Below are 25645 nucleotides of genomic sequence, written 5' to 3' on the forward strand. Positions count from 1 at the left end.
CGAGATGAAGAAGTTAATATTTGTTGTTGCCGCTTTACTGCTTGTTGGCTGTCAGCCACTGCAAAACATGAGGCCAGATGACTACTTAGTTGCCGTTGGCTACGCGAGTATCAGTGAGCAGAAAGGACGTAACGATGAAGAAAAACGTATCCGTGCGATGAGAGCTTCTAAGATCGACGCCTATCGTGAACTTGCTGAGCAAGTCTATGGTATGCGAGTGAGTGGTAGAGCAGAGTTGGAAGATCAACGCCTTGGTACAGAGCGAACTTCTGGTGCGGTTGATGGCGTAATCCGCGGTGCAGAAGTGGTACGCAGCTACCCTGTGGGCGATAGCTATGTTACTGAGCTTCAGCTTGATATCCGTAAGATGGAACAGCTACGTAATTACGGTGAAGTTCAACCTGTACCTGAAAAGAGACAACAAACGTTGTTCTAGCCTAACGGGCGTCTAGCGATAGGATTATCCAGTTATATTGGCTGCTCTCGTTTTCCAGATAGCGTATCGGCAACCAATAACTGATATGAATCATAAGCGGCAAGTATGAAAATACTTGCCGCTTTTTTGTGTCTGTCGATTTGTTCGGCGCATTTACCGATCTAGTGGGAGCTTTGACGGATGTCATGTTAAGGATAGGCTGAGATACAGATACAGATACAGATACGAGTAGGAAGGTGACTAAGGGTGTTATTGAATAGAGGGGGTTTAACTATGCTTTTACGTTGGTTCCCAGCGTAGAGATCGTATGCGTTTGACCACCGGCATTGTAGGTCATGCCAATTTTTCCGTGGCTTTGCTGCATCATATTGCTGAGTTTTTTGAAGCTAAGGTGCGCTCGATTCAAGGCTTCGCCATTCACAAGGTTCGCTTGCTGGCAATCGTGCACTATAGACTGGATTTTTGTGACTAACTGAGCAAGTTCAGGGTTCTCGGTCAGTTCTGAGATATTGGTATGGGCTGCGATTCGCTGATCGGTTGATCTTAGTTGTTCAACTAGGACCACTTTTTCTTTGGCGATTCGCTCAATATCGTTTGATTGTCGGCTCGTAATAGCGGTTTTCTCTGAACTTAATAATTCAGATAAGGCTTTGGCATTTTGAAGTTGGAAATTAACTAAATCTGCTAGTGCCGCCATAACGTAAACCTATTTATAACCTCGTGTGCTTTAAGACAATCACTTCAATCAAAAGTGAGTGTTGGCTTAAAGGCCTTTTAATTCATCTTCGAACTTGATCATGTTGTCTGCCAGTTTTTCTGGATCGACAGTGTATGAACCGTTCGCAATTGCTTCTTTGATCGCTGCTACTTTCACAGAATCAAAGCTTGGCTGTGCTGCCATATCTTGGTGGAGCTGACCAATCGCTTTGCCTTGTTGGCTCAGTGAAACCGCATCTTTGCTTGCTGGTGATTTAGTTGATACATCAGAGCGTGATGCCTCAGAACTAGAATCAGAGCGTACTGCTGATCGGTTAGTGGTCGTTAGGGTTTGCCCTGAACGAATATTATCAATGCCTGCCATAGTTAAGCCTTTTTCTTCAAAAATGGGAACCTGTACAGTCAATATCGACCAAGGGTTCGAATACTTTAGCAATTTTTAGCTCAATAGTCGAAAAGGGACCAAACACCGCAGCCGTTATATTTGGCGTTAGAGTTGAGGCTGAAATCGCTAACGATACCGTCAATTTAGAAGTAAAGAGTTAAAAGTAAACCGTGACTTCAGACATGCTGGTAACAATCCCTTCAATTATACGCTGTGATTTATCATTTTTCACTCTTACTTGATCACCCATAGAGCCATCGGTAAGCGCAGTTCCTTTGGTGGTAATGGTCATGCCACCTTTTACTGCCTGTATGATAACCTTCTCGTTTCGGCACACGACACAGATATCACCTCTTTCTACAACATCACCCGGTCTTAGGTTCTTTTTTACCTTAGCGCCGATGACTTGATGTGGAGCTGTGAAACCTTGGCGACGAAACTTGTTAAGAGAAATCATAGCGGTGGTGACATCGTATTGGCCGACGATTTCGCCTCTCGCGAGTGAGCGAGTGGTGGTGACAAGGGGCACCGACATCGAAAGGCGCACCGGTACATAAACTCGCCACTCATCAGGAACACATTGCACTAAAACCGTAATACTGCTGCGTGTATTGGTGGTCGTTGAAGCGCTGGTCTCTAAAGGCACTGGGCAGTCTGTCGCTTTGATTCTTGAGTCAACATTTGCTGAATTAACAAAGAGTTCGCCACCTTGTGGCTGCTCAACCGTATCAAGGATATGTTGCTCCGCTGCAGACTGAATCATCTCAATTTGTTCTGGGGTCGCAGCTTGCACAAAAAAACTAAACAATATTGATAAAATGCCGATAAACTTAGCGACAGTTTTAAAAGTAGCTCTACACATTGCTATAGAAAGAGGTGGCAAATTTGATTTATAATACGTCATTCCGTTTCTCTGGTGGTTCGTAGCCTGCAGTAGACTAACACTTTTTATACAAAAAAGTTTGATATGGAGATGAGCTCATGACGGGTATTCTTGATTCGGTGAATCAGCGTACGCAACTCGTCGGTCAAAACCGATTAGAATTACTAACCTTTCGCCTAATGGGGCGTCAGCGTTACGGCATTAATGTCTTTAAAGTAAAAGAAGTGCTTCAATGCCCTAAGCTGACAAAGATGCCAAACTTGAACCCACTGGTTAAAGGTGTAGCACACATTCGTGGCCAAACGATCTCTGTGATCGACTTGAGCTTAGCGATTGGTGGCCGTCCTACAACGGATGTTGAAAAGTGTTTTGTGGTTATCTCTGAGTTTAACCGAACCATTCAAGGTTTCTTGGTAAGTTCAGTAGAGCGCATTATTAACATGCACTGGGAATCGATTCTTCCGCCGCCAGATGGCGCAGGTAGAGCTAACTACCTGACAGCGGTAACCAACATTGATAATGAATTGGTCGAAATTCTTGATGTTGAGAAGATCCTTGCAGAAATTTCTCCTGTTGATGAAACAATGGACAGCAAGATTGCTGAAGATATTGCGAAAGTAGAACAAGAGAAAGAACTGGTTCGCCGCATCTTGATTGCTGATGACTCGACCGTTGCTCGTAAGCAGGTTCAACGTGCTATTGAGTCGATTGGTTTTGAAGTTATCTCGGTGAAGGATGGTAAAGAAGCCTACGAGAAGCTGATGCAGATGTCATCAGAAGGCAGTATTTACGATCAGATTTCATTGGTGATTTCTGATATCGAAATGCCAGAAATGGATGGATACACGCTGACTGCTGAGATTCGTCGTCACGCCGAACTTAAAGATTTATACGTAATTTTACACTCATCGTTGAGTGGTGTATTTAACCAAGCCATGGTTGAGCGTGTTGGAGCTAACTCCTTCATCGCTAAATTCAACCCGGATGAGCTTGGTGCAGCGGTAAAAGCTGCGTTAACTAACTAAAAGAGACATTAATGACTGCTATAACAATAAGTGATCAAGAGTATCGCGATTTCAGCCGTTTCTTAGAATCTCAATGTGGCATTGTATTAGGTGACAGCAAGCAGTATTTAGTGCGCAGTCGTCTAAGCCCATTAGTAACGAAGTTTAAGTTAGCTTCGTTGTCTGATTTGTTGAGAGACGTAGTAACAGGTCGAAACCGTGAGCTGCGTGTGGCTGCTGTCGATGCCATGACGACGAACGAGACACTTTGGTTCCGTGATACTTACCCGTTTGCTGTGCTTGCGGATAAGCTTCTACCGGAAATAGCGGCAAATAAACGTCCTATTAAGATTTGGTCTGCGGCAAGCTCTTCAGGCCAAGAAGCATACTCAATGGCAATGACGATTCTTGAAACTCAAGCTCGTAAGCCAGGTATGCTGCCAAATGTATCGATTACCGCAACTGACATCTCAGCAAGTATGTTGGATATGTGCCGTACTGGCGCTTATGACAACCTTGCATTGGGACGTGGACTTTCTCCAGAGCGCCGTCGTACTTTCTTTGAAGATGTGGGCGATGGCCGTATGAAAGTGAAAGATAACGTCAAGCGCATGGTGAACTTCCGCCCTCAGAACCTGATGGACAGCTATGCATTGTTAGGCAAGTTCGACATTATTTTCTGTCGTAACGTGCTGATTTACTTCTCACCTGATATGAAATCAAAGGTACTTAACCAGATGGCAAATAGCCTGAACCCTGGTGGTTACTTACTGTTGGGTGCGTCTGAATCGTTAACAGGCTTAACCGATCGTTTTGAAATGGTTCGCTGTAATCCAGGCATCATCTACAAATTAAAGTAACGAGCGGCACCGATATTAGGTGTAAGGTTACCGTCTAAATTTAAAACCCAGCCAAGTGCTGGGTTTTCTTTTTCCTGCTTAAGCTATATCTTTAAGTCGGAGTGACATTCCAATTTACTCTATTTTTTGGCTTGTATATTGCAAGTTTACCCACGAGTAACCTGTAAAAGTATTGATAGACCGCCTTATTTTAAAAGTTGGTATATATATTGCTTTGGTTATTTCATAACAGTCAGTTCTTGAGTTGAGGTTTACATGGCTATTTCTTTTGACAATGCTTTGGGCATTCACCAGCACACAGTTGGTGTACGTGAGCGTAACGCTGAGGTGCTTTCCACCAATATCGCGCAAGCAAACACGCCTGGGTATAAAGCAAAGGGATTAGACTTTAAGAAATCACTGCAAGCGGCAAGTTCTGGGGCAAGCATTGGTCTTAGCCGTACAGATGGTCGGCACATTTCTGCCTCAACAACGGTGAACGGGGAAACGAAGTATCGCATTCCTACCCAACCTGATACAGGAGATGGCAACACGGTTGATTTGGATTTGGAAAGAAACCTTTTCATGCAAAACCAAATTAGGCATCAAGCCTCTCTCGACTTCCTAGGAAGTAAGTTCAAGAATTTAACTAAAGCGATTAAAGGGGAATAATTAGATGAGCTTATTTAATGTATTCAATGTGACTGGTTCTGCGATGAGTGCTGAATCTGTTCGTCTAAATACGACCTCGAGCAACCTTGCAAACGCGGACAGTGTAAGTAGTTCTGCTGAAGAAACTTACAAGGCTCGCCACGCAGTGTTCGGCGCTGAGTTAAATAAAGCACGCAACAGTGACCACACTGTGCCTGTGAAAGTACTAGGTATTGTAGAAAGCGATAAACCGCTGAGCGCGGAGTACAACCCGGATCATCCATTAGCGAACAACGAAGGCTATATCTACAAGCCTAACGTGAACGTTATGGAAGAGATGGCAAACATGATTTCGGCATCACGTGCGTACCAAACGAACGTACAGGTTGCTGACTCGAGTAAACAAATGCTGCTGCGTACGCTGCAGATGGGTCAATAAGGATAAGGAGGTAGCACATGGCTGGAATCAACAACAATGTTGGTCAAAGCGGCTTGTCCTATGTTGACCAGCTGAAGAGTCTTCAAGATGGCGCTAAGAAGCCCGACGAAACAACAGGTAAGCAGGATCTTAAACAAGAAGACTTCTTATCTTTGTTGACTAAGCAACTAGCACAACAAGACCCTTTCAAGCCGGTTAGCAATGACCAGATGATTGCGCAAATGGCTTCATTTGCGACCGTAGATGGCATTGGCAAAATGAATACACAGTTTGAAAGCTTGAATTCATCAATGACCTCTAACCAAGCACTTCAGGCATCCTCTTTGGTTGGCCGTGATGTATTGGTTCCTGGTGCGGCAGGTGTAAAACCCGGTGATGGCGGTATGGCGGCAATGGTTAAGCTTCCTCAGGCAATGGACAATGTAATGGTCCGTGTTGAGAACGAAGTTGGCCAATTGGTTCGCACATTTGATATCGGCTCTAAACCATCTGGTGATACACGTGTTGAATGGGACGGAAAAGACGAAGACGGTAACCCATTGCCGGCCGGTAAATACAACGTGAAAGCGTCAGGTTTGCTGGATGGCGAGAACACAGAGTTCCAAGTTTCCAGTTATGCGAACGTGAACAGTGTGCTTCTTGGTAAGGGCGATGGCAACGTACTACTCAATCTGGCTGGTTTCACATCGCCAGTACGACTTGCTGAAGTACTAGAAGTTGGTAAAGCGTAGCTCTTTATTGAGTGACTATGCTAGCTAGATAGATTAGGAGAATAATGGAATGTCATATGTAGCTTTAAGCGGCCTATCCGCTGCACAATTAGACCTGAATACAACCAGTAACAACATTGCGAACGCGAACACATTTGGCTTTAAAGAGTCTCGTGCCGAGTTCGGTGATGTTTACTCAAGCTCGTTGTTCACTAACGCAAAAACGACGGCAGGTGGCGGTGCGCAAGCTAGCCAAGTGGCGCAACAGTTCCACGAAGGTTCAAGTATTTATACGAACAACCCAATGGACTTACGTGTAAGTGGTACAGGTTTCTTTGCAGTATCGAAAGACCGCATGGTGCCAGAGATTAACGAATTAACGCGTAATGGTGCATTTCACCTAAACAAAGACAACTACATGGTTACCGCTAACGATGAGTTTCTTTTAGGTTACGATGTTGATCCAAACTCGGGTGAAGTTCTTTCTTACGCGCCAAAGCCTCTAGACATACCAGCTGAGTTTGGTAAGCCAAAACAGACAGAAAACATTGAAGTAGGGGTTAACCTTCCTGCAAACGGTGATCTTAAAGACCCGGCTGCATTTAACTTCAAAGATGCTGATACTTATAACCGTGCAACGTCTTCGACGGTATACGATTCTATGGGTCAGTCTTACAAGTTAACGACTTACTACCTCAAAGATCAGACTCAACCAAACACTTGGCAAACGTACTACACCATGTCAGATGAGAACGGTGAAAAGCCGGTCAACATTACTGGTGGTGATGCGACGAATGCACAAGGTCATGTTGGTCACACAATGAAGTTCAACAATGACGGTACGTTAGCAAGCCTGAACAATGGCCAGCCGATTAACTCGGAACCACTGGGTGCTGGTGCGAACCCTATTGACTTGAACGGTGCTGATCCAACTCAAGTGCTTAAGTTTGGTTTAGATTCTTCAACTCAGTTTGCCGCTCCGTTTGAATTGACTAAGTTTGATGAAGATGGCGCGACAACAGGTTTCTTAACAAAAATCGATTTCGATGAGTACGGCAGTGTTCTAGGTACTTACTCAAATGGTGAAAACGTGATGCTTGGCCGTGTAGGCTTGGTTCGTGTACCAAATGAGCAAGGTCTGGATAAGAAAGGCGGTACTCAATGGGATTCTACCAACGACTCTGGTGACAAGATCTGGGGTGAATCGAACAAAGGTTCATTTGGTAGCATCAACAACGGCTCGCTAGAGCAGTCGAACATCGATATGACTCAAGAACTGGTTGATTTGATTTCTGCTCAACGTAACTTCCAAGCGAACTCGCGTTCTCTAGAAGTACACAACCAACTGCAACAGAATATTCTTCAGATTCGTTAATCGTTTCGAGCGTTTGAATCATCTGCGAATACCCAATTCAATGTTATTGAATTGGGTATTGTTGTTTGTCTTCTTATTTGCCGCCCTTATTGCCGCACGGTAATGCCACTGGCAACAATTCTTCCTCAATGATCCTTTAATGATCACCCCTCTTTGTTTGTTTTCTATTTAAATTGTTGATAAATAAAAGTTAAAAATATTGGCACAGTGTTTGCTTTATAAACTCTAGAAGATGATTTTTTGGAGCAAAATTATGGATCGCGCACTGTTTCTTGCCATGAGTGGCGCAAAGCAAAATATGCAGGCTTTGCAGCTACGTGCAAACAACCTTGCCAACGTGAGTACAACGGGTTTCCGTGCTGATTTAGCACAAGCACGTTCAATGCAAGCGTATGGTGAAGGCATGCCTACTCGTGTTTTCAGCATGACAGAGCGTCCTGGTCATAATTTTGCGCAAGGTAGTGTGGTTACCACTGGCCGAGATCTCGATGTTACCGTTCAAGGTGATGGCTGGATTTCAGTGATGGATAACACCGGCCGCGAAGGTTTAACGCGTAACGGTAACCTTAAGGTTGATCAAAACGGTCTGCTAACTAATGCAAGTGGCCATTTGGTGCTAGGTGAGAACGATGCGCCAATCACACTTCCTATCCCAATCAGTAAAGTAGAAATTGGTACTGACGGTACGATTTCGGTGATTCCTCAAGGCGCTCCAGCTGAAGAATTAGCCGTCGTTGATCGTATTAAGCTTGTGCGTCCAGACAACCAAAGCTTGTTTAAAGACACGAATGGTCTATTCCGTTCGAAAAACCCAGATCAGGCATACGAAGCAGATGCAGCGGTAACGTTGCTAAAAGGTGCTATCGAAGGCAGTAACGTAAATGCCGTAGGTGAAATGACCAGCCTAATTGACTTACAACGTCAGTTTGAAATGCAGGTCAAAATGATGAGCACAGCAGAGGAAATGGACAAGTCGTCTGATTCACTGCTTCGTATGAGCTAATAGAATTTAAAGGACATTGCTATGCATCCAGCATTATGGGTAAGTAAAACGGGTTTAGACGCCCAACAAACCAATATCTCAACGATTTCGAACAACCTTGCCAACGCCTCGACCATTGGTTTTAAAAAGAGCCGCGCGGTATTTGAAGATCTGTTCTACCAGAATATTAATCAACCGGGTGGTCAATCGTCTCAGAATACTGAGCTGCCAAGTGGTTTGATGCTGGGTGCCGGTTCTAAGGTCGTCGCGACTCAAAAAGTGCACACTCACGGTAACGCACAAACGACATCTAACAGCCTAGACATGATGATTGAAGGCGACGGTTTCTTCCAAGTTGAAATGCCAGACGGTGAAACAGGTTACAGCCGCAATGGTCAGTTCACACTGAACGGTGAAGGCGCGATCGTAACGTCGGGCCAAGGTTATCCTCTACAACCAGAAATTGTGATTCCTGAAGACGCGATCTCGGTAACGGTTGGTAACGACGGTGAAGTATCGGTTCGTCTACGTGGCGAGCAAAACAACGTCGTGGTTGGTCAAATTACCATTACTGACTTTGTAAACCCAGGTGGTCTAGAGCCAGTAGGTCAAAACCTTTACTTGCCAACTGGCGCGAGTGGCGACCCACAAGAGGGGGTTCCGGGTTTTGATGGCCTAGGTAACATCCGCCAATCGATGCTAGAAACATCGAACGTAAACGTAACCGAAGAGCTGGTAAACATGATTGAAGCTCAGCGTGTATACGAAATGAATTCGAAAGTTATCTCGTCGGTAGACAAGATGATGAGCTTTGTTAACCAACAGCTGTAATTGGTTTATTCGCCGTTTACTTTTTTAATTAATCGATCTGTTTTTACTAATTGACCCATTTACCACTGCCTGCTGAGATTATATCGCCATGAAACGTATTTTTTGTTTAGCTTTGTTTATGTCTATGTCGGGGTGTGCTGTTCTTGACCCGATCGAGACTCCGGCAGAAGAAAATGCAACCACAGTGGTTGATGCTGTGGAAGGTGATAAGTCGGCCCAAGAGAGCTCTGGCATTATTGACACGCTTCGTGGGCGAACCGATCCAATTGCTGGTGACCCTGCATGGGCGCCAATCAACCCCAAGCAGAAGCCAGAGCATTACGCAGCGGCAACGGGCTCACTGTTTAATGTGAACCACATTGGCAGCATGTATGACGACTCAAAGCCTCGTGGTATTGGTGACATCATCACTGTAGCGCTAGATGAGAATACTCGAGCGACCAAAAAAGCCAACGCAGACATGTCTAAGTCGAATGATGCATCGATGGAGCCGCTGGCTGTTGGTGGTCAAGAGCTGACGATCGACAAGTACAACTTCTCTTACGATCTGAGCAACACCAATACCTTCGCTGGTGATGCATCAGCCAACCAAAGTAACAGCATCAGCGGCTATATCACCGTAGAAGTGATCGAAGTATTAGCCAATGGCAACCTAGTGGTTCGTGGTGAGAAGTGGATGACACTGAACACAGGCGATGAGTATATCCGCCTAAGCGGCACCATCCGTCCTGATGATATTGATTTTGAAAATACCATCGCTTCAAACCGTGTTTCTAACGCACGAATTCAGTACTCGGGCACGGGCGTGCAGAAAGATATGCAAGAGCCTGGATTCTTGGCACGATTCTTTAATGTATCTCTGTAGAGCTTGATAGGACGACGACATACTGACAGCCTCTATCACTCAGCCACATTTAGCTAAGCTATTATAAATTAAAGCAATACAGACAGGTTACTCAATGAAAAAACTGACACTCGTACTATTCGGCATGCTATTTCTTGCCACCAGTGCCCATGCTGCGCGAATCAAAGACGTGGCAAAAGTGGCGGGTGTTCGTAGTAACCAACTTGTCGGTTATGGTTTGGTCACGGGCTTGCCGGGTACTGGTGAGACAACTCCCTTTACCGATCAAACATTTAACGCAATGCTGCAAAATTTTGGCATCCAATTGCCGCCCGGCACTAAGCCAAAAACCAAAAACGTCGCGGCTGTTATTGTGACTGCTGAACTGCCAGCCTTCTCTAAGCAAGGTCAGGAAGTTGACGTAACCGTATCTTCTATCGGTTCGGCAAAAAGCCTACGTGGTGGCACGCTGCTACAAACCTTCCTAAAAGGTCTTGATGGTCAAGTGTATGCCGTAGCGCAGGGTAACTTGGTGGTAAGTGGCTTTAGTGCACAAGGTAACGACGGTTCTAAGATTGTCGGTAACAACCCTAACGTTGGTATCATCTCTAGCGGTGCGACGGTTGAACAAGAGATCCCAACGCCATTCGGTCGTGGTGACTACATCACCTTCAACCTAATCCAATCAGATTTCACAACGGCTCAGCGTATGGCTGATGCGGTTAACAATTTCCTAGGCCCACAAATGGCTTCAGCGGTAGACGCAACTTCAGTAAAAGTTCGTGCACCGCGTGAAATCAGCCAGCGTGTAGCATTCTTGTCGGCTATCGAAAACATCGAGTTCGACCCTGCTGAAGGCTCTGCAAAAATCATCGTCAACTCTCGTACAGGTACGATTGTGGTTGGTAAGCACGTTCGCCTAAAAGCGGCGGCGGTCACCCACGGTGGTATGACGGTTGCAATTAAAGAAAATCTAAACGTAAGCCAACCGAATGCATTCTCTGGTGGCCAAACGGTAGTGGTCCCTGATTCTGATATCGAAATCACGGAAGGCGATGGTAAGATGTTCAAATTTGAACCTGGCCTAACGCTGGACGATTTGGTACGCGCAGTCAATGAAGTGGGCGCTGCACCTTCTGATTTAATGGCAATTCTTCAAGCACTGAAACAAGCGGGTGCGATTGAAGGCCAATTGATCATTATCTAAGGAATAAAGCATGATTAAGAATAACAATGACATCGGCTTTATTCACGACATCGGTAGTTTAGACCGTCTTCGTCAACAAGCCGTAAACGGTGAAGAAGGCAGCGAGAAAGAAGCACTAACCGCGGCGGCAAAACAGTTTGAATCGATTTTCACATCGATGTTGTTTAAGTCAATGCGCGATGCTAACTCAAGCTTTAAGTCGGATATGCTGAACAGCCAGAACGAGCAGTTTTATCGTCAGATGCAAGATGACCAAATGGCGAGTGAGTTGAGTGCTTCAGGTTCATTAGGCCTTGCGGACATGATTGTAGCTCAGTTAAGCGCTGGTCAAGCAAGCGACGCGACAGAAGATAAGGTTCGCAGTGAAGGTTTTGATACTTCATTGCAACGACCGCAATACTCAGGCCGCTCAGAAGATAGAGCATCTGAAGTGCAACCTGCGTCAGCGGTAAAACAACCAATATCCTTTGATTCTCCAGAATCGTTTGTGACTTCAATGAAGCCTTACGCTGAAAAAGCGGCAAGTGCGCTTGGTGTGGACTCGTCTCTACTGTTGGCACAAGCAGCCCTGGAAACGGGTTGGGGTTCTAAAATGGTTAAGAACTCTCTGGGCAACAGTAACAACCTATTCAACATCAAAGCAGACAGAAGTTGGAAGGGCGATAAGGTTGCTACGCAGACTCTAGAGTTCCATGGCAAAACTGCCGTTAAAGAGTCGGCTTCTTTCCGTTCTTACTCAAACTTTGAAGATAGCTTTAACGACTATGTGAAGTTCTTGAACGAAAACCCAAGATACGAAACGGCATTGCAGCATCAAGGTAACTCAGAGAGTTTCATCAAAGGTATTCACCAAGCAGGTTATGCAACTGACCCTAACTATGCAGACAAGGTTTTGCGAGTGAAAGCCAAGATTGACGAGATGAACTAGCGTTATTGAATGTACTCGGGAGCTTGCCATTGGCAGGCTCTTTTCTTATCTATCACCTCAATGTTTGCTACAAAGTCTGTCGTTATCTCCTTACACTTCAATAAATTATTGTCTTTTATCTCTCGGCTATCTCTATTGGCACATATATTGCTTTTTAAACTGGTAGTTAATCAGTTTATCCTGATTTTGTTAAGTTTTTTGGGGGCATTATGGCGTCGGATCTTCTGAATGTAGGGGCACAAAGTGTTCTTACCGCTCAGAGACAGTTAAACACCACAGGTCATAACATTTCTAACGCCAACACAGAGGGCTATAGCCGCCAATCTGTGATTCAAGGTGTGAATGACCCTCGTCAGTACGGTGGCCAAAGCTACGGTATGGGTGTGCATGTGGAAAATGTTCGCCGCTCTTGGGACCAATTTGCCGTCAACGAACTTAACTTATCGACAACCAATGCCGCCAATAAAGGCGACACCGAAGCTAACCTCGATATGCTGTCGAGTATGTTGTCATCGGTTGCTTCGAAGAAGATTCCAGAAAACCTCAATGAATGGTTTGATTCGGTTAAAACATTAGCCGATACACCGAATGATGTCGGTGCTCGAAAAGTTGTACTAGAGAAGGCTGGACTACTCAGCAAGACGTTAAATGAATTCCATGAAACGGTGCGTCAACAGTCTGATTCTACGAATAAAAAATTAGATATGGGTATCGAGCGAGTTAACCAACTTGCGTACGAGATCCGTGATGTTCAGCGCTTAATGATGCGAACTCCTGGGCCTCATAATGACCTACGAGATCAGCATGAAAAGTTGATTAATGAGCTTTCTGGTTACACCAAAGTTACGGTGACACCACGCTCAAATGCCGAAGGGTTTAATGTCCATATTGGTAATGGCCATACCTTGGTCTCTGGTAGTGAAGCGAGTCAGCTGAAGATGGTTGATGGCTTACCCGATGCACATCAGCGCCGCCTAGCGATTGTTGAAGGTAAGTCTTTAAAACCGATCACCAGCAGTGATATCGACGGAAAAATCGGCGCCATGCTAGACATGCGTGACGAACATATCCCAGCAATCATGGATGAGCTTGGTCGTTTGGCGACCGCGTTTTCATATGAGGTCAATAGTCTTCAAGAACAAGGTTTGGATCTTAACGGCAACGTAGGTAGGGACTTGTTTACCGACGTGAACTCAGAGCTGGTGGCAAAATCTCGTGTCACGGCTAGCGGACAATCGAAAGCAGATGTTGCGGTATACATTGATGATACTTCTGCCTTAAAAGGCGGTGAGTATGGACTGAAATACGATGGCAGTGATTATGTCGTGACTAAGCCGAACGGTGAGACCGTTAAGATGGCGACCGACTCTAGCGGTAGTGCTTTTTATCTTGATGGCATGCGAGTGGAAGTACGTAACCCTCCTGAACTAGGAGAGAAACTGTTACTGCGTCCAACGCGTAATTTTGCTGCGCAGATTCATATGGAAACCAAAGACCCGAAAGACATTGCTGCGCAAAGTTATGAGGCATCGACCACGTTTGCCAAGGGTACAGCGGGATTTAAAATCCTAGAAGCAGGTCAACTGCGTGAGTTTGAAGTGATTGTCTCACCAAAAGGTGAGCAGTTTGCTGTGACGGATCCGAAGGGCAACATTTTAATGCAGCCTCAACCGTATCCGCCACAAGGGCCAGTGACCATCAACGGTACAACGTTTGAGCTTACACCCGGTGCGGTGGCAAATGATAAGTTTACGGCAAACCTTGTCCCATCAGAAGGTGACAACGGTAACCTGCGTAAGCTACAAGATCTTCAAACAGGAAAGCTGTTGAATGATGGTGAGTCTACGATTTTAGACCTTTACCACAACTTGAATACTAATACGGGCTTGAAGTCTTCAACGGCAAATCGCCTGAGTGATATTGCGACATTAGAGAAACAGTCGGCTCAAGAACGTATTGCTTCTATCTCGGGAGTAAACCTCGATGAAGAAGCGGCAAACATGATGAAATTTCAGCAAGCGTATATGGCTTCTTCACGCATCATGCAAGCAGCCAACGATACGTTTAACACTATTTTGGCTCTGAGATAGGAAGGTATAAATGTTGAATCGTATCTCTAGCTTCCATAATTATCAGTCAGTACAAAACGACTTGCGCCGTCAAGAGAACAAGGTGCATCACAACCAAGCACAACTTGCTTCGGGTAAGAAGTTACAGTCGCCAAGTGATGACCCATTAGCGACGCACTATTTACAGAACATTGGTCAGCAGTCAGAACAGCTTAAACAGTATGTCGATGCGATTACTCTAGTCAGAAACCGTCTTGAGCATCATGAAGTATTGGTTTCTAACACAGAAGGCTTTGCTGATGAAGCAAAACGAACCGTGATGGAAATGATCAACGGTGCGCTTTCCCCTGAAGACCGTTTAGCGAAAAAGCGTGAGATCCAAGAGCTAGCGAATAACTTCTTGCACTTGGCCAACTCTCAAGATGAGTCGGGTAACTACACGTTTGCAGGCACTAAGCCGAAAAATCAGCCTTTCTTTCGAGATAACGAAGGGAATGTGACATATCAAGGTGATGACTACCAACGCAAGATGCGTGTGGCAAGCAGCTTTGAAATGGCAATGAATGATCCGGGTAGCAAGATGTTTATGGAAATAGACAATCCGTTCGGTGATTACGAACCTCAATACGAGCTTGAACCTGCCTCTGAGTTGCTGCTTGGACGTGCGACCAACAGCGATGAAGATGGGTCTACTTATAAAGTGACTTTTGTCGACATGCAGACGGGTAATTTCGCTTATCAGCTTGAAAAAGACGGCGCAGTGGTTGCCGCAGAAGATTTTGATCCTTCGACAGGTATTGTTTATGAAGGGCTGAATATTCAAATCAAAGGCCAAATCACTAAAGGTGATTCGATCACCTTAGAACCACGAGAGACTTTCTCTATCTTTGATACGTTCAAAGAGGCTGCTGAGCAGGCTGAAAACCCGGTATCGGATGCATCAGCAACAGCGAAACTGCACCAAGTAACTGAAGAGTTCCACGCTGCGTTTATCCATTTGACCAAGGCAAGAACCGATGTTGGTGCACGCTTGAGTACTTTGGATATTCAAGAGCAACAACATGAAGATTTTAAGTTGTCTTTAGCAAAAGCAAAAAGCAACTTTGAAGACTTGGATTACTCGAAAGCGATCATTGAGTTCAATGAAAACTCTCGAGCACTACAAGCTTCTCAACAAGCGTTTGGCAAAACCAAAGACCTGACCTTGTTTAACTATATTTAGTGATAAATCGGTATTTAATGGTGGCTTGTCGATCACCATGGCGTTGATTCCTTGCCGTATGTGCTATGCCATACGTGCGAATGACGCCACAATTTGCCGCTTTTTTGTTCGAAGCATGATGTTTCTAGAATAGCGGCAAAAAACGGCAATAAGGAAGGTGAATGTTTTTCATCTTTTAATAGTAGAAAATCATAATTGCGCAGCGTTGTTTGTAAGCTTTTGATTTTTAGATAATTAAAAAATTATTTATATGATATTAAACTTGGCATACAACTTGTATCTGTGTTGGTTATAAATGATTAATACAGATCTTAAACCTTGTATAGGGTTTATCGAGTAATACACGGTCAGTGCTTATCCATATGAGAGTAAAGCTGGCCGCTTCGCAGAAACTTTGCGAACTCATAAGGAGAGCAAAATGGCTATCAATGTAAGCACTAACGTATCTGCTATGACAGCACAGCGTTACCTGAATAAAGCATCTAATGACTTAGCGACTTCTATGGAGCGTTTGTCATCGGGTCACAAGATCAACAGCGCAAAAGATGATGCAGCGGGTCTGCAAATCTCGAACCGTTTAACGGCTCAATCTCGTGGTCTTGATGTAGCAATGCGTAATGCCAATGACGGTATTTCAATTGCTCAAACCGCTGAAGGCGCGATGAACGAATCAACCAACGTATTACAACGTATGCGTGACCTAGCGATTCAATCATCAAACGGCACTAACTCTCCGGCGGAGCGTACGGCACTGAACGAAGAGTCAATGGCACTTCAAGATGAGCTTAACCGTATCGCGGAAACCACATCGTTTGGTGGTCGTCGTCTACTGAACGGTTCATTCGGTGAAGCTTCATTCCAGATTGGTTCTAACTCTGGTGAAGCGATGATCATGGCGTTGACTAGCATTCGTGCAGATGATTTCCGTATGGGTGGTACTACGTTTGATTCAGAAAACGCGAAAGATAAAGATTGGCAAGTGCCGCCAACCGCAAGCGATCTTAAGTTTGAATTTAAGACTAAAGCGGGCGAAGACATCATTCTAGATATCAACACCAAAGCGGGTGACGATATTGAAGAACTGGCGACTTACATTAATGGTCAGTCTGATCTTGTGAACGCATCGGTTACTGATGATGGTCGCATTCAACTGTTCGTTGCTGAACCTGACCTTGACGGCCCAATGTCTATCTCTGGTGGTCTAGCGTCTGAGCTAGGTATTAAGAGTGAAGGCCGCGCAACCTCTGTTCAAGATGTTAGCTTAACCAGCGTTGCGGGTTCACAGAACGCAATCAGCGTGATTGATTCTGCAATGAAGTACGTGGATTCACAGCGTGCTGATTTGGGTGCAAAACAGAACCGTCTAAGCCACAGTATTAATAACTTGGCAAATGTACAAGAGAACGTAGACGCTTCAAACAGCCGAATCAAAGATACGGACTTTGCGAAAGAGACGACGCAAATGACCAAATCACAAATTCTGCAACAAGCAGGTACTTCAATACTTGCTCAAGCAAAACAGTTGCCTAACTCTGCAATGTCATTATTGCAATAGTTATTGGTTGAACTTGCTGCTCGTGTTCAGACGTGAGCCATGCAGCAAGGGAAACTGGCAAGCATACTTACTATTGAATGTTTAGCTCTCTCATCTCTCACCTGCTATCCATTTTTACAGTAAGAATGCAACGGCAAGTCGGAAATGTGTTCATTTCTCGATGATCTCCACACAGGCTCTGACGCGCCAACTAGCCCCGGTTCTCTCAAAGGAAAAGGGGCTTTTTCCTTTCTGACCTTTACCTTTCTGTTTCTTCGCTATCTACTTAGTTTTACTTAGCCGCTTCTCAACTCCAGCCCTCTACTCTAGTTCTCAACCTTGAATTAACTTCACCTGCTACCGCGGAAAATAGCCCACCTCAATGTACTAAATCTGTCCGCATAGAGGATCTTTGATGATCGATCATTTCTATACGTTGATCCATTTCTACGGTTATTAGTCTGTTTTTTGAACAGGTTGGGATCTTTTATCAATTGAAGTCTGCAGTTGTTATTGAAAAATGTAATTTTTAAGTGTCTGAAAAATATTAACTTAATAATTTTTTTGTGGTTTTTTAAAAGTTTTTCTAAAGCTTCTGAATTTCGCGCCGTTATTAAAAGTAACTTTGAGAGAACTACTTTGGTTTTCCGAGACGTCGGAAACCGCTATACCGGAAAATCAATTGGAGAAATCACCATGGCAGTGAATGTAAATACAAACGTTTCAGCGATGACAGCGCAACGTTACCTAAACAACGCAAACAGCGCACAACAAACATCAATGGAGCGCCTAGCTTCAGGTTCTAAAATCAACAGCGCAAAAGATGACGCTGCAGGCCTACAAATCTCGAACCGTTTGAACGTTCAGAGTCGTGGTCTTGATGTTGCTGTACGTAACGCGAACGACGGTATCTCTATTGCACAAACTGCTGAAGGTGCAATGAACGAGACGACTAACATCCTGCAACGTATGCGTGATTTGTCTCTACAATCTTCAAACGGCTCAAACTCAAAATCTGAGCGTGTAGCGATTCAAGAAGAAGTAACAGCACTGAACGACGAACTAAACCGTATCGCGGAAACGACGTCTTTTGGTGGTAACAAGCTGCTTAACGGTACTCATGGTACTAAATCATTCCAAATCGGTGCGGATAACGGTGAAGCGGTAATGCTTCAACTGAAAGACATGCGCTCTGATAACGCTCAAATGGGTGGTAAGAGCTACCAAACTGAGAACGCGAAAGACAAAGACTGGAATGTGCAAGCTGGCTCTAACGACCTAAAACTTTCATTCACTGATAACTTCGGTCAAGCCCAAGAAATCGACATCAACGCAAAAGCGGGTGACGACATCGAAGAGCTAGCAACGTACATCAACGGTCAACAAGATTCTGTGAAAGCGTCTGTAACTGAAGATGGCAAGCTACAAATGTTTACTGGTAACAACAAGGTTGAAGGCGAAGTAGCATTCTCTGGCAGCTTGGCTGGCGAACTAGGCATGCAACCTGGTAAAGACGTAACCGTTGATACTATTGACGTAACATCAGTTGGCGGCGCACAAGAGTCTGTAGCAGTCATCGATGCGGCACTTAAATACGTAGACAGCCACCGTGCTGAGCTAGGTGCTTTCCAAAACCGTTTCGATCACGCTATCAGCAACTTAGACAACATTAACGAGAACGTTAACGCATCTAAAAGCCGTATTAAAGATACCGATTTCGCGAAAGAAACGACTCAGATGACTAAGTCTCAGATCCTTTCTCAAGCTTCAAGCTCGATTCTTGCTCAAGCGAAGCAAGCGCCGAACTCGGCACTTAGCCTACTAGGTTAATCGATTGAAAGGCCACGTTGACTATAATCATGGTTGATCATAAGCGTTAACGTTAGGCTTCCACAAATTAGCTCGTGGTGAGAGATGAGCGCTAAACAGACCCAGCTTCGGCTGGGTTTTTTATTGCCTGCAATTTGGCAAAGGCGTATTTGGGAAAGTGCAATGTTGGTAAACGAGAGTAAAAGCGAGATTCCCTATCACGTTCGTTTCTCACTGTAGGGAATGACGGAACTGGGAAACGATGGTTTCATCGATTACTACATCGAAGCAGTCTTTCGTCATCCCAGAATTGAGTAGAACGAGATATCAGGGATCTACTTTGGTTTTTGTATGCAAGGCGACACTTATAAATGAGCGAGGATAAGAAACTTTAACGAATGCTGCTCTATTAATTGAAGGCCGATCACACTTTTCTTTGTTGTTGAAAAGAATACGAAAAAAATCGCATTTTTTATTAAAGCTTCTAATTAAGGGGCCGTTAAAGGGATTGAGAGAAATGATATGTACCAATGTAAGGTGAGAGAGACACTGGTACATAAACAAATTGACATGTATTTGTGTGAGGTGAGAGTCACATAAGTGCATTAAAAAATGCCTAAAGGAGATCAACTATGGCGATTAATGTAAGCACTAATGTGTCTGCAATGACGGCTCAGCGCTACCTGAATAGCGCGGCTGAAGGTACTCAAAAATCAATGGAGCGTTTGTCTTCTGGCTATAAAATCAATAGCGCAAAAGATGATGCTGCAGGCCTACAAATCTCTAACCGCTTAACGTCGCAAAGCCGTGGCCTAGATATGGCTGTGAAAAACGCGAATGACGGTATCTCTATTGCACAGACAGCTGAAGGTGCAATGAATGAGTCAACCAACATTCTGCAACGTATGCGTGACCTTTCTCTTCAATCTTCAAATGGTTCAAACAGCAAATCTGAACGTGTTGCGATCCAAGAAGAAGTCTCTGCTCTAAACACAGAACTTAACCGTATTGCTGAAACGACCTCTTTTGGTGGTAACAAGTTACTGAACGGTACTTACGGTAGCCAATCTTTCCAAATCGGCGCAGACTCAGGTGAAGCAGTAATGCTAACTATGAATAACATGCGTACCGACACTCAAGACATGGGTGGCAAGAGCTACGGCGTAGAAGAAGGCAAAGATGCTTCTTGGCGTGTAGGTGCTGGCGCTGACTTAACGATCAAATACAACGATAAGTTTGGCGAAGCACAAGAGTTGTCTATTTCTGCGAAAGAAGGCAACGATATGGAAGAGCTAGCAACTTACATCAACGGTCAAAGCCAAGACGTTAAAGCGTCTGTTGGTGAAGGCGGCAAACTGCAACTTTTCGCTTCTAGCCAAAAAGTTGATGGTGATGTTGAGTTCGGCGGCAGCCTTGCGGGTGAACTTGGTATCGGTGCTGGTAAAGACGTTACCGTTAACGACATCGATGTAACCTCGGTTGCTGGTGCAAACGAAGCAGTATCTATCATTGATGGCGCACTAAAATCTGTTGATAGTAACCGAGCTTCTCTTGGTGCTTTCCAAAACCGTTTTGATCACGCGATCAGCAACTTAGATAACATCAACGAAAATGTTAATGCATCGAAGAGCCGTATCAAAGATACCGATTACGCGAAAGAAACAACGGCTATGACGAAGTCTCAAATCCTACAACAGGCGAGTACTTCCATCCTAGCTCAAGCGAAGCAATCACCATCAGCAGCTCTAAGCTTATTGGGCTAAACTTACTTAGGTAAGTAGCGGTAAACTCTACCCAAGTAGAGTTTTACTGTTTGGCTCATAAAGGAGGGAGGGAGAGTGTTATGGAAATTCCATCCAACGCATCGAACATCCAGCCTTATGGCTCACCTAATGGCATTAAATTTGCAAGCGATGAAGGTAGTAGTGCGTCGAGCATTTCACGACTAAAAGAAGCAACATCTTATGACAAGGTAGAGAAATCGAAAGAGGAGGCTACCGAAGCTGCGATTCAATTAGCTCAACATCGACAAGAGTTAAATGATGAAGAGCGAGTCAAAATGGTGGAGAAGGTAAACGAGTTTATCTCCTCTCTCAATAAAGGTGTGGCTTTTAAGGTCGATGAAGAATCTGGGAGAGATGTGGTTACCATTTATGAGACCACAACCGGTGATATTATTCGCCAGATCCCTGATGAAGAAATGCTTGAAATTCTAAGACGCCTAGCAGCCCAAAACTCGAATAGTCGAATATTTGAGGTGAAGGTTTAAGTCGTATTATTGAGGTGATTTAATGAGTTTTGGCCCAATGGGGATTTCGTCTGGCATGGATATCAATTCCATGGTCAGCAAAATTGTTGATTCGGAGCGTGTACCTAAACAGCTACGAATCGACAATGAACGAACGCGAATCGATACCAGCATTAGTGCCTATGGAAGACTCAGAGAATCCCTTGATTCGATGAAAAACCTGATGACAAACTTTCGTCAGGAAAAAGCTTTTGCTGTGCGAACAGTCGAAAGTACCGATGAAGGTCTTGTCTCTGCAACCGCGACTACCGAAGCGATCGCTGGCAAATATGCCATCGATGTGTTGCAGCTTGCCCAAAGCCATAAAGTGGCTTCTGATGTACTGTCAGAGGACATGAAATTTGGCCCAGGTAAGCTGCAGGTTTCGCTTGGTGATGACAGCTTTGACGTGCAAGTTGGCGACAGATCGAGACTTATCGAAGTTGTTCGTGGTATCAACGGTGCAGATAGCAACCCAGGCGTTCGTGCATCTATTATCAACGATGTCCAAGGTCCAAGACTTATTATTGCCTCGAACCAGTCTGGTTCAGATCAGCAGATCAGCATTAATGTTGAGTCAGATGCTGCCAATCCCTTAAAAAAACTCGAATACAAAACGCTTGAAGAACGTGTTAAAGCGCTAGAGAAAGCGCGCGTTGCTGCTCAAGATATTCTAGCTCTAACCCCTGCAGGAAAAGCCGTTGAACTCATCGATGAAGTGATCGCTAGCGATGACCCAAATGCGAATGAAACACTCGATAAAGATGGCAATATCATCCCAGCAGCCCAAACCGATTCTACTTCAGATGTTGACGGAGACTCTAAAAGTCTCAGCTACGGTGAGCAAGCAGCCGCCGACGGCCAAGCTGCCCTAGACGCAGCTCAAGCGGCAAAGTCTGTGATGCCTGAAGATAATATCCCTGGCTGGACTGAAACCGCGTCAGGTACGCTTTTAGATTCTTACTACACACCAGAACTTGAGCTTGATGAAAAAGCGATAGAGAAGGCACCCGATGTGCCGGGGTGGTCAAATGCTGCCTCAGGTACTCTGACCGATTCATACGTGACACCGAAAGAAGCCCAACAAAAGCTTGAGGCTGAGCAAGCGCGTATCGAAGAGAAGATTTCACAAGAAAAAGCGGAGTTGGCTGAGAAAGTTCAAAAAGGCGAACTCACCGCAGAGCAAGCCAAGAAAATTGAGCGTGCCAAATTAGAACCCGAAGAGCGCGAGCTCTTAGAGAAGGTTGATAAAGCGCAAGCAGACCTTGAACAAGCACAGCAATCTTTTGATACCTATAGTGGAATGACTGAAGTTCAGGCTGGCCAAGATTCTATGGTTGTCCTAGATGGTGTTGCTCAACTCTCTAGTAATAACAATGTGATTGAAGATGCCATTGAAGGTATTGATATTACGGTGAAAGGAAAAACGCCAAAAGATAAGCCGCCGGCAGAAATTGGTGTGGAGTACGACCGTAACAGTGTTCGCCAAGATATCGAATCCTTTGTGAGCTCTTATAACCAGTTCTATCAAGTGTCGAAAGACCTCGCGGGTGTTGATCCAACGACTGGTCAAAAAGGCCCGCTTTCTGGTGACAGTACAGTGCGTAACGCCGACTCCCGATTGAAAGGGGTGTTCTCATCAAGTATCGAAGGTGCGCCAGACAATCTAAAGTCTTTGACTGAATTCGGTATCACCACCACAAGGCAAGGCTCGCTAGAAATCAACTACGACATGCTTGATCGTCAACTCAACAACAATTTCGATAAGTTGGGTGAGTTCTTTGGTGGCAACAACGGTTTCGCCAAAAAAGTGGAAGATGCGATTCAAGGTATCACAGGTATCACGGGTTCAATCCGTACTAGAGAAAAGAGCTTGGTCGAGCAAAACTACCGTTTGGTTGATGACCAAAGCGCGCTCGACCGCCGCATGGACAGCCTAGAGAGCCGAACCCACTCTAAGTTCACGGCCATGCAAGATGCGACCAGTAAGATGCAATCTCAGCTGGGCAGTATGATGAATGCGTTGGGCTAATAGATGAATAGCCAGCTACAAGAGCTTTGTGAACTCGATCAACTAATTATCTCTAAACTGGAATTTAGTGAAATTAATGCTGAAGAAATAACGCAGCTTGTCGATAACAGAGAACAGTTATTGCAAAACGTGCTTCAAATAATCGACTCACATCCCGACGTTAAGCAAAGTTCTGAATGGTTTGAAGCCATTACCAGAACCAGAAAATTAGTCGAATTGATGCAGTCTGAGACGAGTCGAGTAGGTAAGACCCTACATAAATACCGTCACGGCGCTAAATCAGTTCAACAATACAAAAAGTTTTTATAGAAGAGGTTTACTATGCGCGGTTCTTTACAGGCATATAAAAAGGTATCAGTGGATAGTCAGCTAACGGCTGCCTCACCGCATAAGATTGTACAAATGCTAATGGCCGGTGCTATCGAGCGTTTGATTCAAGGCAAAGCGGCAATGCAAGCAGGCAACATCCCAGTGAAAGGTGAGCGACTTGGTAAAGCTCTAGATATCATTATTAGCCTACGTAGTTGCCTATCTATGGACGATGGTGGCGATATTGCGAGAAACCTAGATCAACTTTATGAGTTCATGATCACGCAAATTTCTGCGGCAAATCACAAAAATGACCCACAGCCTATTGATGATGTTATCGATATTATTCGTGAAATTAAGAGCGCTTGGGACCAAATTCCGAACGAGTATCACAACTTGACGTCCGCTGACGTAGGTATTTAAAGAAAAATTGCAGTTTTAACCAATCTCATATCCCTTAATTGGTTGGTTGCCTTATTTTTTTAATCAAATAAAATAGAAGCCATTAGATAGCCTAATGGCTTTTTTCGTTGCTGATTTCCTAAATTTGTCCTCGTAGACCATAATCATTGATACTTCTCACTGTTTTATCGACTGCGTTGCTCACCGTTTTTCCGCATCGCACCAAAATAAAGGCAATAATTCCTACTTATGCAAGGTTTGGCAAAACTGCTTGTCGTCGACGATAACGCTCAAGATCGTCACAATTTAAGCACAATATTAGAGTTTGTAGGAGAGAGCTGCGAAGTAATCAGCTCTGAACAAGCACGTAAAGTTGACTGGTCACTGCAGTGGGCTGGCTGCATTATTGGTACCATTAAAGGTAAAGGCTTCAACGCATTACTGAATGAGCAGCTTGTTCACGCCAATCACATCCCTTTACTGGTGATTGGCAAAAACAATCACCCGGTTGACGAGTTAACTAACTATGTTGGTGAGCTTGAACTTCCTCTTAACTACCCGCAATTAAGTGATGCATTAAGACACTGTAAAGATTTCTTAGGCCGCAAAGGTGTTCAAGTTGTGTCTTCGGCACGCAAGAACACACTGTTTCGCAGCCTCGTAGGACAAAGTGCGGGCATTCAAGAAGTACGTCACTTAATTGAACAAGTCTCCTCTACGGAAGCGAACGTGCTGATTCTTGGTGAATCTGGTACCGGCAAAGAAGTCGTAGCGCGTAACATTCACTATCACTCTAAACGTCGTTCAGGGCCTTTCGTTCCTGTGAATTGTGGTGCTATTCCACCAGACTTACTCGAAAGTGAGTTGTTTGGCCATGAGAAGGGTGCGTTTACTGGTGCGATTACCGCACGAAAAGGCCGCTTTGAATTGGCAGAAGGTGGCACACTGTTTCTTGATGAAATTGGCGATATGCCGATGGCAATGCAAGTAAAGTTGTTGCGTGTACTGCAAGAGCGCTGTTTCGAACGCGTAGGTGGCAACAGCACCATCAAAGCTGACGTTCGAGTGATTGCGGCAACCCACCGCAACCTTGAAGATATGATCGACGATGATTCGTTCCGTGAAGACCTTTACTACCGCTTGAATGTATTCCCGATTGAAATGCCGGCGCTTCAAGATCGCAAAGAAGATATCCCACTATTGCTTCAAGAGCTGATGACTCGAATGGAAGCGGAAGGCAGCATGCCTATCTGTTTCACGGCTCGTGCTATCAACTCTTTGATGGAGCATTACTGGCCAGGTAACGTTCGTGAACTAGCGAATTTGGTTGAGCGAATGGTTATCTTGTATCCAAATAGCTTGGTTGATGTGAATCATCTGCCAACTAAATATCGATACAGTGATATCCCTGAGTTCCAGCCAGAGTTTAATAGCTTTGGGTCTGAAGAGGAACAAGAGCGTGATGCACTTGCTGACTTATTCTCAGAAGATTTCAGCTTTGATCAGCAGGATGATATTGCCGACAATGCCAATGCGCCTCAAGAGTTACCGCCAGAAGGGGTTAACTTGAAAGAGCTCCTCGCGGATATGGAAGTGAATATGATCAATCAAGCGTTGGAAGCGCAGGGTGGCATTGTTGCTCGTGCTGCTGACATGCTTGGAATGCGTAGAACCACTCTGGTTGAAAAAATGCGTAAATATAACTTGCAGCGCTAGTGTCCAGTTTTCGATCAAAACGAAAAACTAGCAC

At 44.7% G+C, this 25645-nt stretch carries 25 protein-coding genes; 22 read left to right on the forward strand and 3 right to left on the reverse strand.

Going from position 1 to position 25645, the window contains the following annotated elements; translation table 11 throughout:
* Nucleotides 1-4: 4 nt before the first annotated feature.
* Entirely contained in the window at nucleotides 5-436 is a 432-nt protein-coding gene (gene flgP / locus AC3CH3_RS04125; RefSeq protein WP_488537790.1) for a flagellar assembly lipoprotein FlgP, read from the forward strand.
* A gap of 271 nt (nucleotides 437-707) precedes the next feature.
* Here the strand turns inward: flgP and AC3CH3_RS04130 are convergent, their stop codons facing one another.
* From AC3CH3_RS04130 to flgA, 3 genes are all read right to left on the reverse strand, one after another.
* Nucleotides 708-1133, reverse strand: a complete 426-nt coding sequence (locus AC3CH3_RS04130; protein ID WP_017064136.1) for a flagella synthesis protein FlgN — start codon at nucleotides 1131-1133, stop codon at nucleotides 708-710.
* Nucleotides 1134-1199: 66 nt separating this feature from the next.
* Nucleotides 1200-1517, reverse strand: a complete 318-nt coding sequence (gene flgM, locus AC3CH3_RS04135) for a flagellar biosynthesis anti-sigma factor FlgM (RefSeq protein WP_017062263.1) — start codon at nucleotides 1515-1517, stop codon at nucleotides 1200-1202.
* Between the two features lie 178 nt (nucleotides 1518-1695).
* Complete coding sequence (flgA, locus tag AC3CH3_RS04140) at nucleotides 1696-2442, reverse strand: flagellar basal body P-ring formation chaperone FlgA (protein ID WP_019825287.1); 747 nt, start codon at nucleotides 2440-2442, stop codon at nucleotides 1696-1698.
* Nucleotides 2443-2519: 77 nt separating this feature from the next.
* On the opposite strand from flgA, the gene AC3CH3_RS04145 reads away from it, so the two are divergent.
* The 21 genes from AC3CH3_RS04145 (at nucleotide 2520) to AC3CH3_RS04245 (ending at nucleotide 25611) form a co-directional block, all read left to right on the forward strand.
* Nucleotides 2520-3446 (forward strand): chemotaxis protein CheV, encoded by a 927-nt coding sequence (locus AC3CH3_RS04145; RefSeq protein WP_019825285.1) that lies wholly within the window; start codon nucleotides 2520-2522, stop codon nucleotides 3444-3446.
* An 11-nt stretch (nucleotides 3447-3457) separates the two neighbouring features.
* Nucleotides 3458-4285, forward strand: coding sequence for a protein-glutamate O-methyltransferase (locus AC3CH3_RS04150; protein ID WP_019825283.1), 828 nt, complete (start codon nucleotides 3458-3460; stop codon nucleotides 4283-4285).
* 255 nt (nucleotides 4286-4540) lie between these two features.
* Nucleotides 4541-4936 (forward strand): flagellar basal body rod protein FlgB, encoded by a 396-nt coding sequence (gene flgB / locus AC3CH3_RS04155; protein ID WP_004736175.1) that lies wholly within the window; start codon nucleotides 4541-4543, stop codon nucleotides 4934-4936.
* Nucleotides 4937-4940: 4 nt separating this feature from the next.
* On the forward strand, nucleotides 4941-5354 hold the full coding sequence (gene flgC, locus AC3CH3_RS04160) for a flagellar basal body rod protein FlgC (RefSeq protein ID WP_019825280.1): 414 nt from the start codon (nucleotides 4941-4943) through the stop codon (nucleotides 5352-5354).
* Nucleotides 5355-5371: 17 nt separating this feature from the next.
* Complete coding sequence (flgD, locus tag AC3CH3_RS04165; RefSeq protein ID WP_010439286.1) at nucleotides 5372-6085, forward strand: flagellar hook assembly protein FlgD; 714 nt, start codon at nucleotides 5372-5374, stop codon at nucleotides 6083-6085.
* 49 nt (nucleotides 6086-6134) lie between these two features.
* A complete protein-coding gene (flgE, locus tag AC3CH3_RS04170) occupies nucleotides 6135-7439 on the forward strand; it encodes a flagellar hook protein FlgE (RefSeq protein ID WP_017062260.1) in 1305 nt (434 codons plus the stop codon).
* 253 nt (nucleotides 7440-7692) lie between these two features.
* Entirely contained in the window at nucleotides 7693-8442 is a 750-nt protein-coding gene (locus AC3CH3_RS04175; protein ID WP_019825277.1) for a flagellar basal body rod protein FlgF, read from the forward strand.
* A 21-nt stretch (nucleotides 8443-8463) separates the two neighbouring features.
* Complete coding sequence (flgG, locus tag AC3CH3_RS04180) at nucleotides 8464-9252, forward strand: flagellar basal-body rod protein FlgG (protein WP_017062259.1); 789 nt, start codon at nucleotides 8464-8466, stop codon at nucleotides 9250-9252.
* Nucleotides 9253-9340: 88 nt separating this feature from the next.
* Nucleotides 9341-10117: a flagellar basal body L-ring protein FlgH gene (gene flgH / locus AC3CH3_RS04185; RefSeq protein WP_017064132.1), complete on the forward strand. Its 777-nt coding sequence runs from the start codon at nucleotides 9341-9343 to the stop codon at nucleotides 10115-10117.
* Nucleotides 10118-10211: 94 nt separating this feature from the next.
* Nucleotides 10212-11303 carry a flagellar basal body P-ring protein FlgI gene (locus AC3CH3_RS04190; protein WP_017062257.1) on the forward strand — a complete coding sequence of 364 codons (1092 nt, stop codon included), beginning with the start codon at nucleotides 10212-10214 and terminating at the stop codon, nucleotides 11301-11303.
* Between the two features lie 10 nt (nucleotides 11304-11313).
* Nucleotides 11314-12231: a flagellar assembly peptidoglycan hydrolase FlgJ gene (gene flgJ, locus AC3CH3_RS04195; RefSeq protein ID WP_019825273.1), complete on the forward strand. Its 918-nt coding sequence runs from the start codon at nucleotides 11314-11316 to the stop codon at nucleotides 12229-12231.
* Nucleotides 12232-12440: 209 nt separating this feature from the next.
* Nucleotides 12441-14321, forward strand: a complete 1881-nt coding sequence (gene flgK, locus AC3CH3_RS04200; RefSeq protein ID WP_488537791.1) for a flagellar hook-associated protein FlgK — start codon at nucleotides 12441-12443, stop codon at nucleotides 14319-14321.
* Between the two features lie 10 nt (nucleotides 14322-14331).
* Complete coding sequence (gene flgL / locus AC3CH3_RS04205) at nucleotides 14332-15522, forward strand: flagellar hook-associated protein FlgL (RefSeq protein ID WP_017064129.1); 1191 nt, start codon at nucleotides 14332-14334, stop codon at nucleotides 15520-15522.
* A gap of 418 nt (nucleotides 15523-15940) precedes the next feature.
* The gene (locus tag AC3CH3_RS04210) at nucleotides 15941-17077 is read left to right on the forward strand and encodes a flagellin (RefSeq protein ID WP_488537792.1); all 1137 of its coding nucleotides are present in this window, start codon (nucleotides 15941-15943) and stop codon (nucleotides 17075-17077) included.
* Between the two features lie 675 nt (nucleotides 17078-17752).
* The gene (locus AC3CH3_RS04215; protein ID WP_010436625.1) at nucleotides 17753-18886 is read left to right on the forward strand and encodes a flagellin; all 1134 of its coding nucleotides are present in this window, start codon (nucleotides 17753-17755) and stop codon (nucleotides 18884-18886) included.
* A gap of 611 nt (nucleotides 18887-19497) precedes the next feature.
* Nucleotides 19498-20628, forward strand: coding sequence for a flagellin (locus tag AC3CH3_RS04220; RefSeq protein ID WP_019820748.1), 1131 nt, complete (start codon nucleotides 19498-19500; stop codon nucleotides 20626-20628).
* 80 nt (nucleotides 20629-20708) lie between these two features.
* Nucleotides 20709-21134, forward strand: coding sequence for a flagellar protein FlaG (gene flaG, locus AC3CH3_RS04225; protein ID WP_488537793.1), 426 nt, complete (start codon nucleotides 20709-20711; stop codon nucleotides 21132-21134).
* A gap of 22 nt (nucleotides 21135-21156) precedes the next feature.
* Complete coding sequence (gene fliD / locus AC3CH3_RS04230) at nucleotides 21157-23184, forward strand: flagellar filament capping protein FliD (RefSeq protein WP_488537794.1); 2028 nt, start codon at nucleotides 21157-21159, stop codon at nucleotides 23182-23184.
* Between the two features lie 3 nt (nucleotides 23185-23187).
* On the forward strand, nucleotides 23188-23493 hold the full coding sequence (locus AC3CH3_RS04235; protein WP_017060688.1) for a flagellar protein FliT: 306 nt from the start codon (nucleotides 23188-23190) through the stop codon (nucleotides 23491-23493).
* Between the two features lie 12 nt (nucleotides 23494-23505).
* Entirely contained in the window at nucleotides 23506-23916 is a 411-nt protein-coding gene (gene fliS, locus AC3CH3_RS04240; RefSeq protein WP_019820745.1) for a flagellar export chaperone FliS, read from the forward strand.
* 228 nt (nucleotides 23917-24144) lie between these two features.
* Complete coding sequence (locus AC3CH3_RS04245) at nucleotides 24145-25611, forward strand: sigma-54 dependent transcriptional regulator (protein WP_019820744.1); 1467 nt, start codon at nucleotides 24145-24147, stop codon at nucleotides 25609-25611.
* The last annotated feature ends 34 nt before the right edge of the window (nucleotides 25612-25645 follow it).

It is taken from the genome of Vibrio sp. QJM3NY_35, assembly GCF_057785915.1.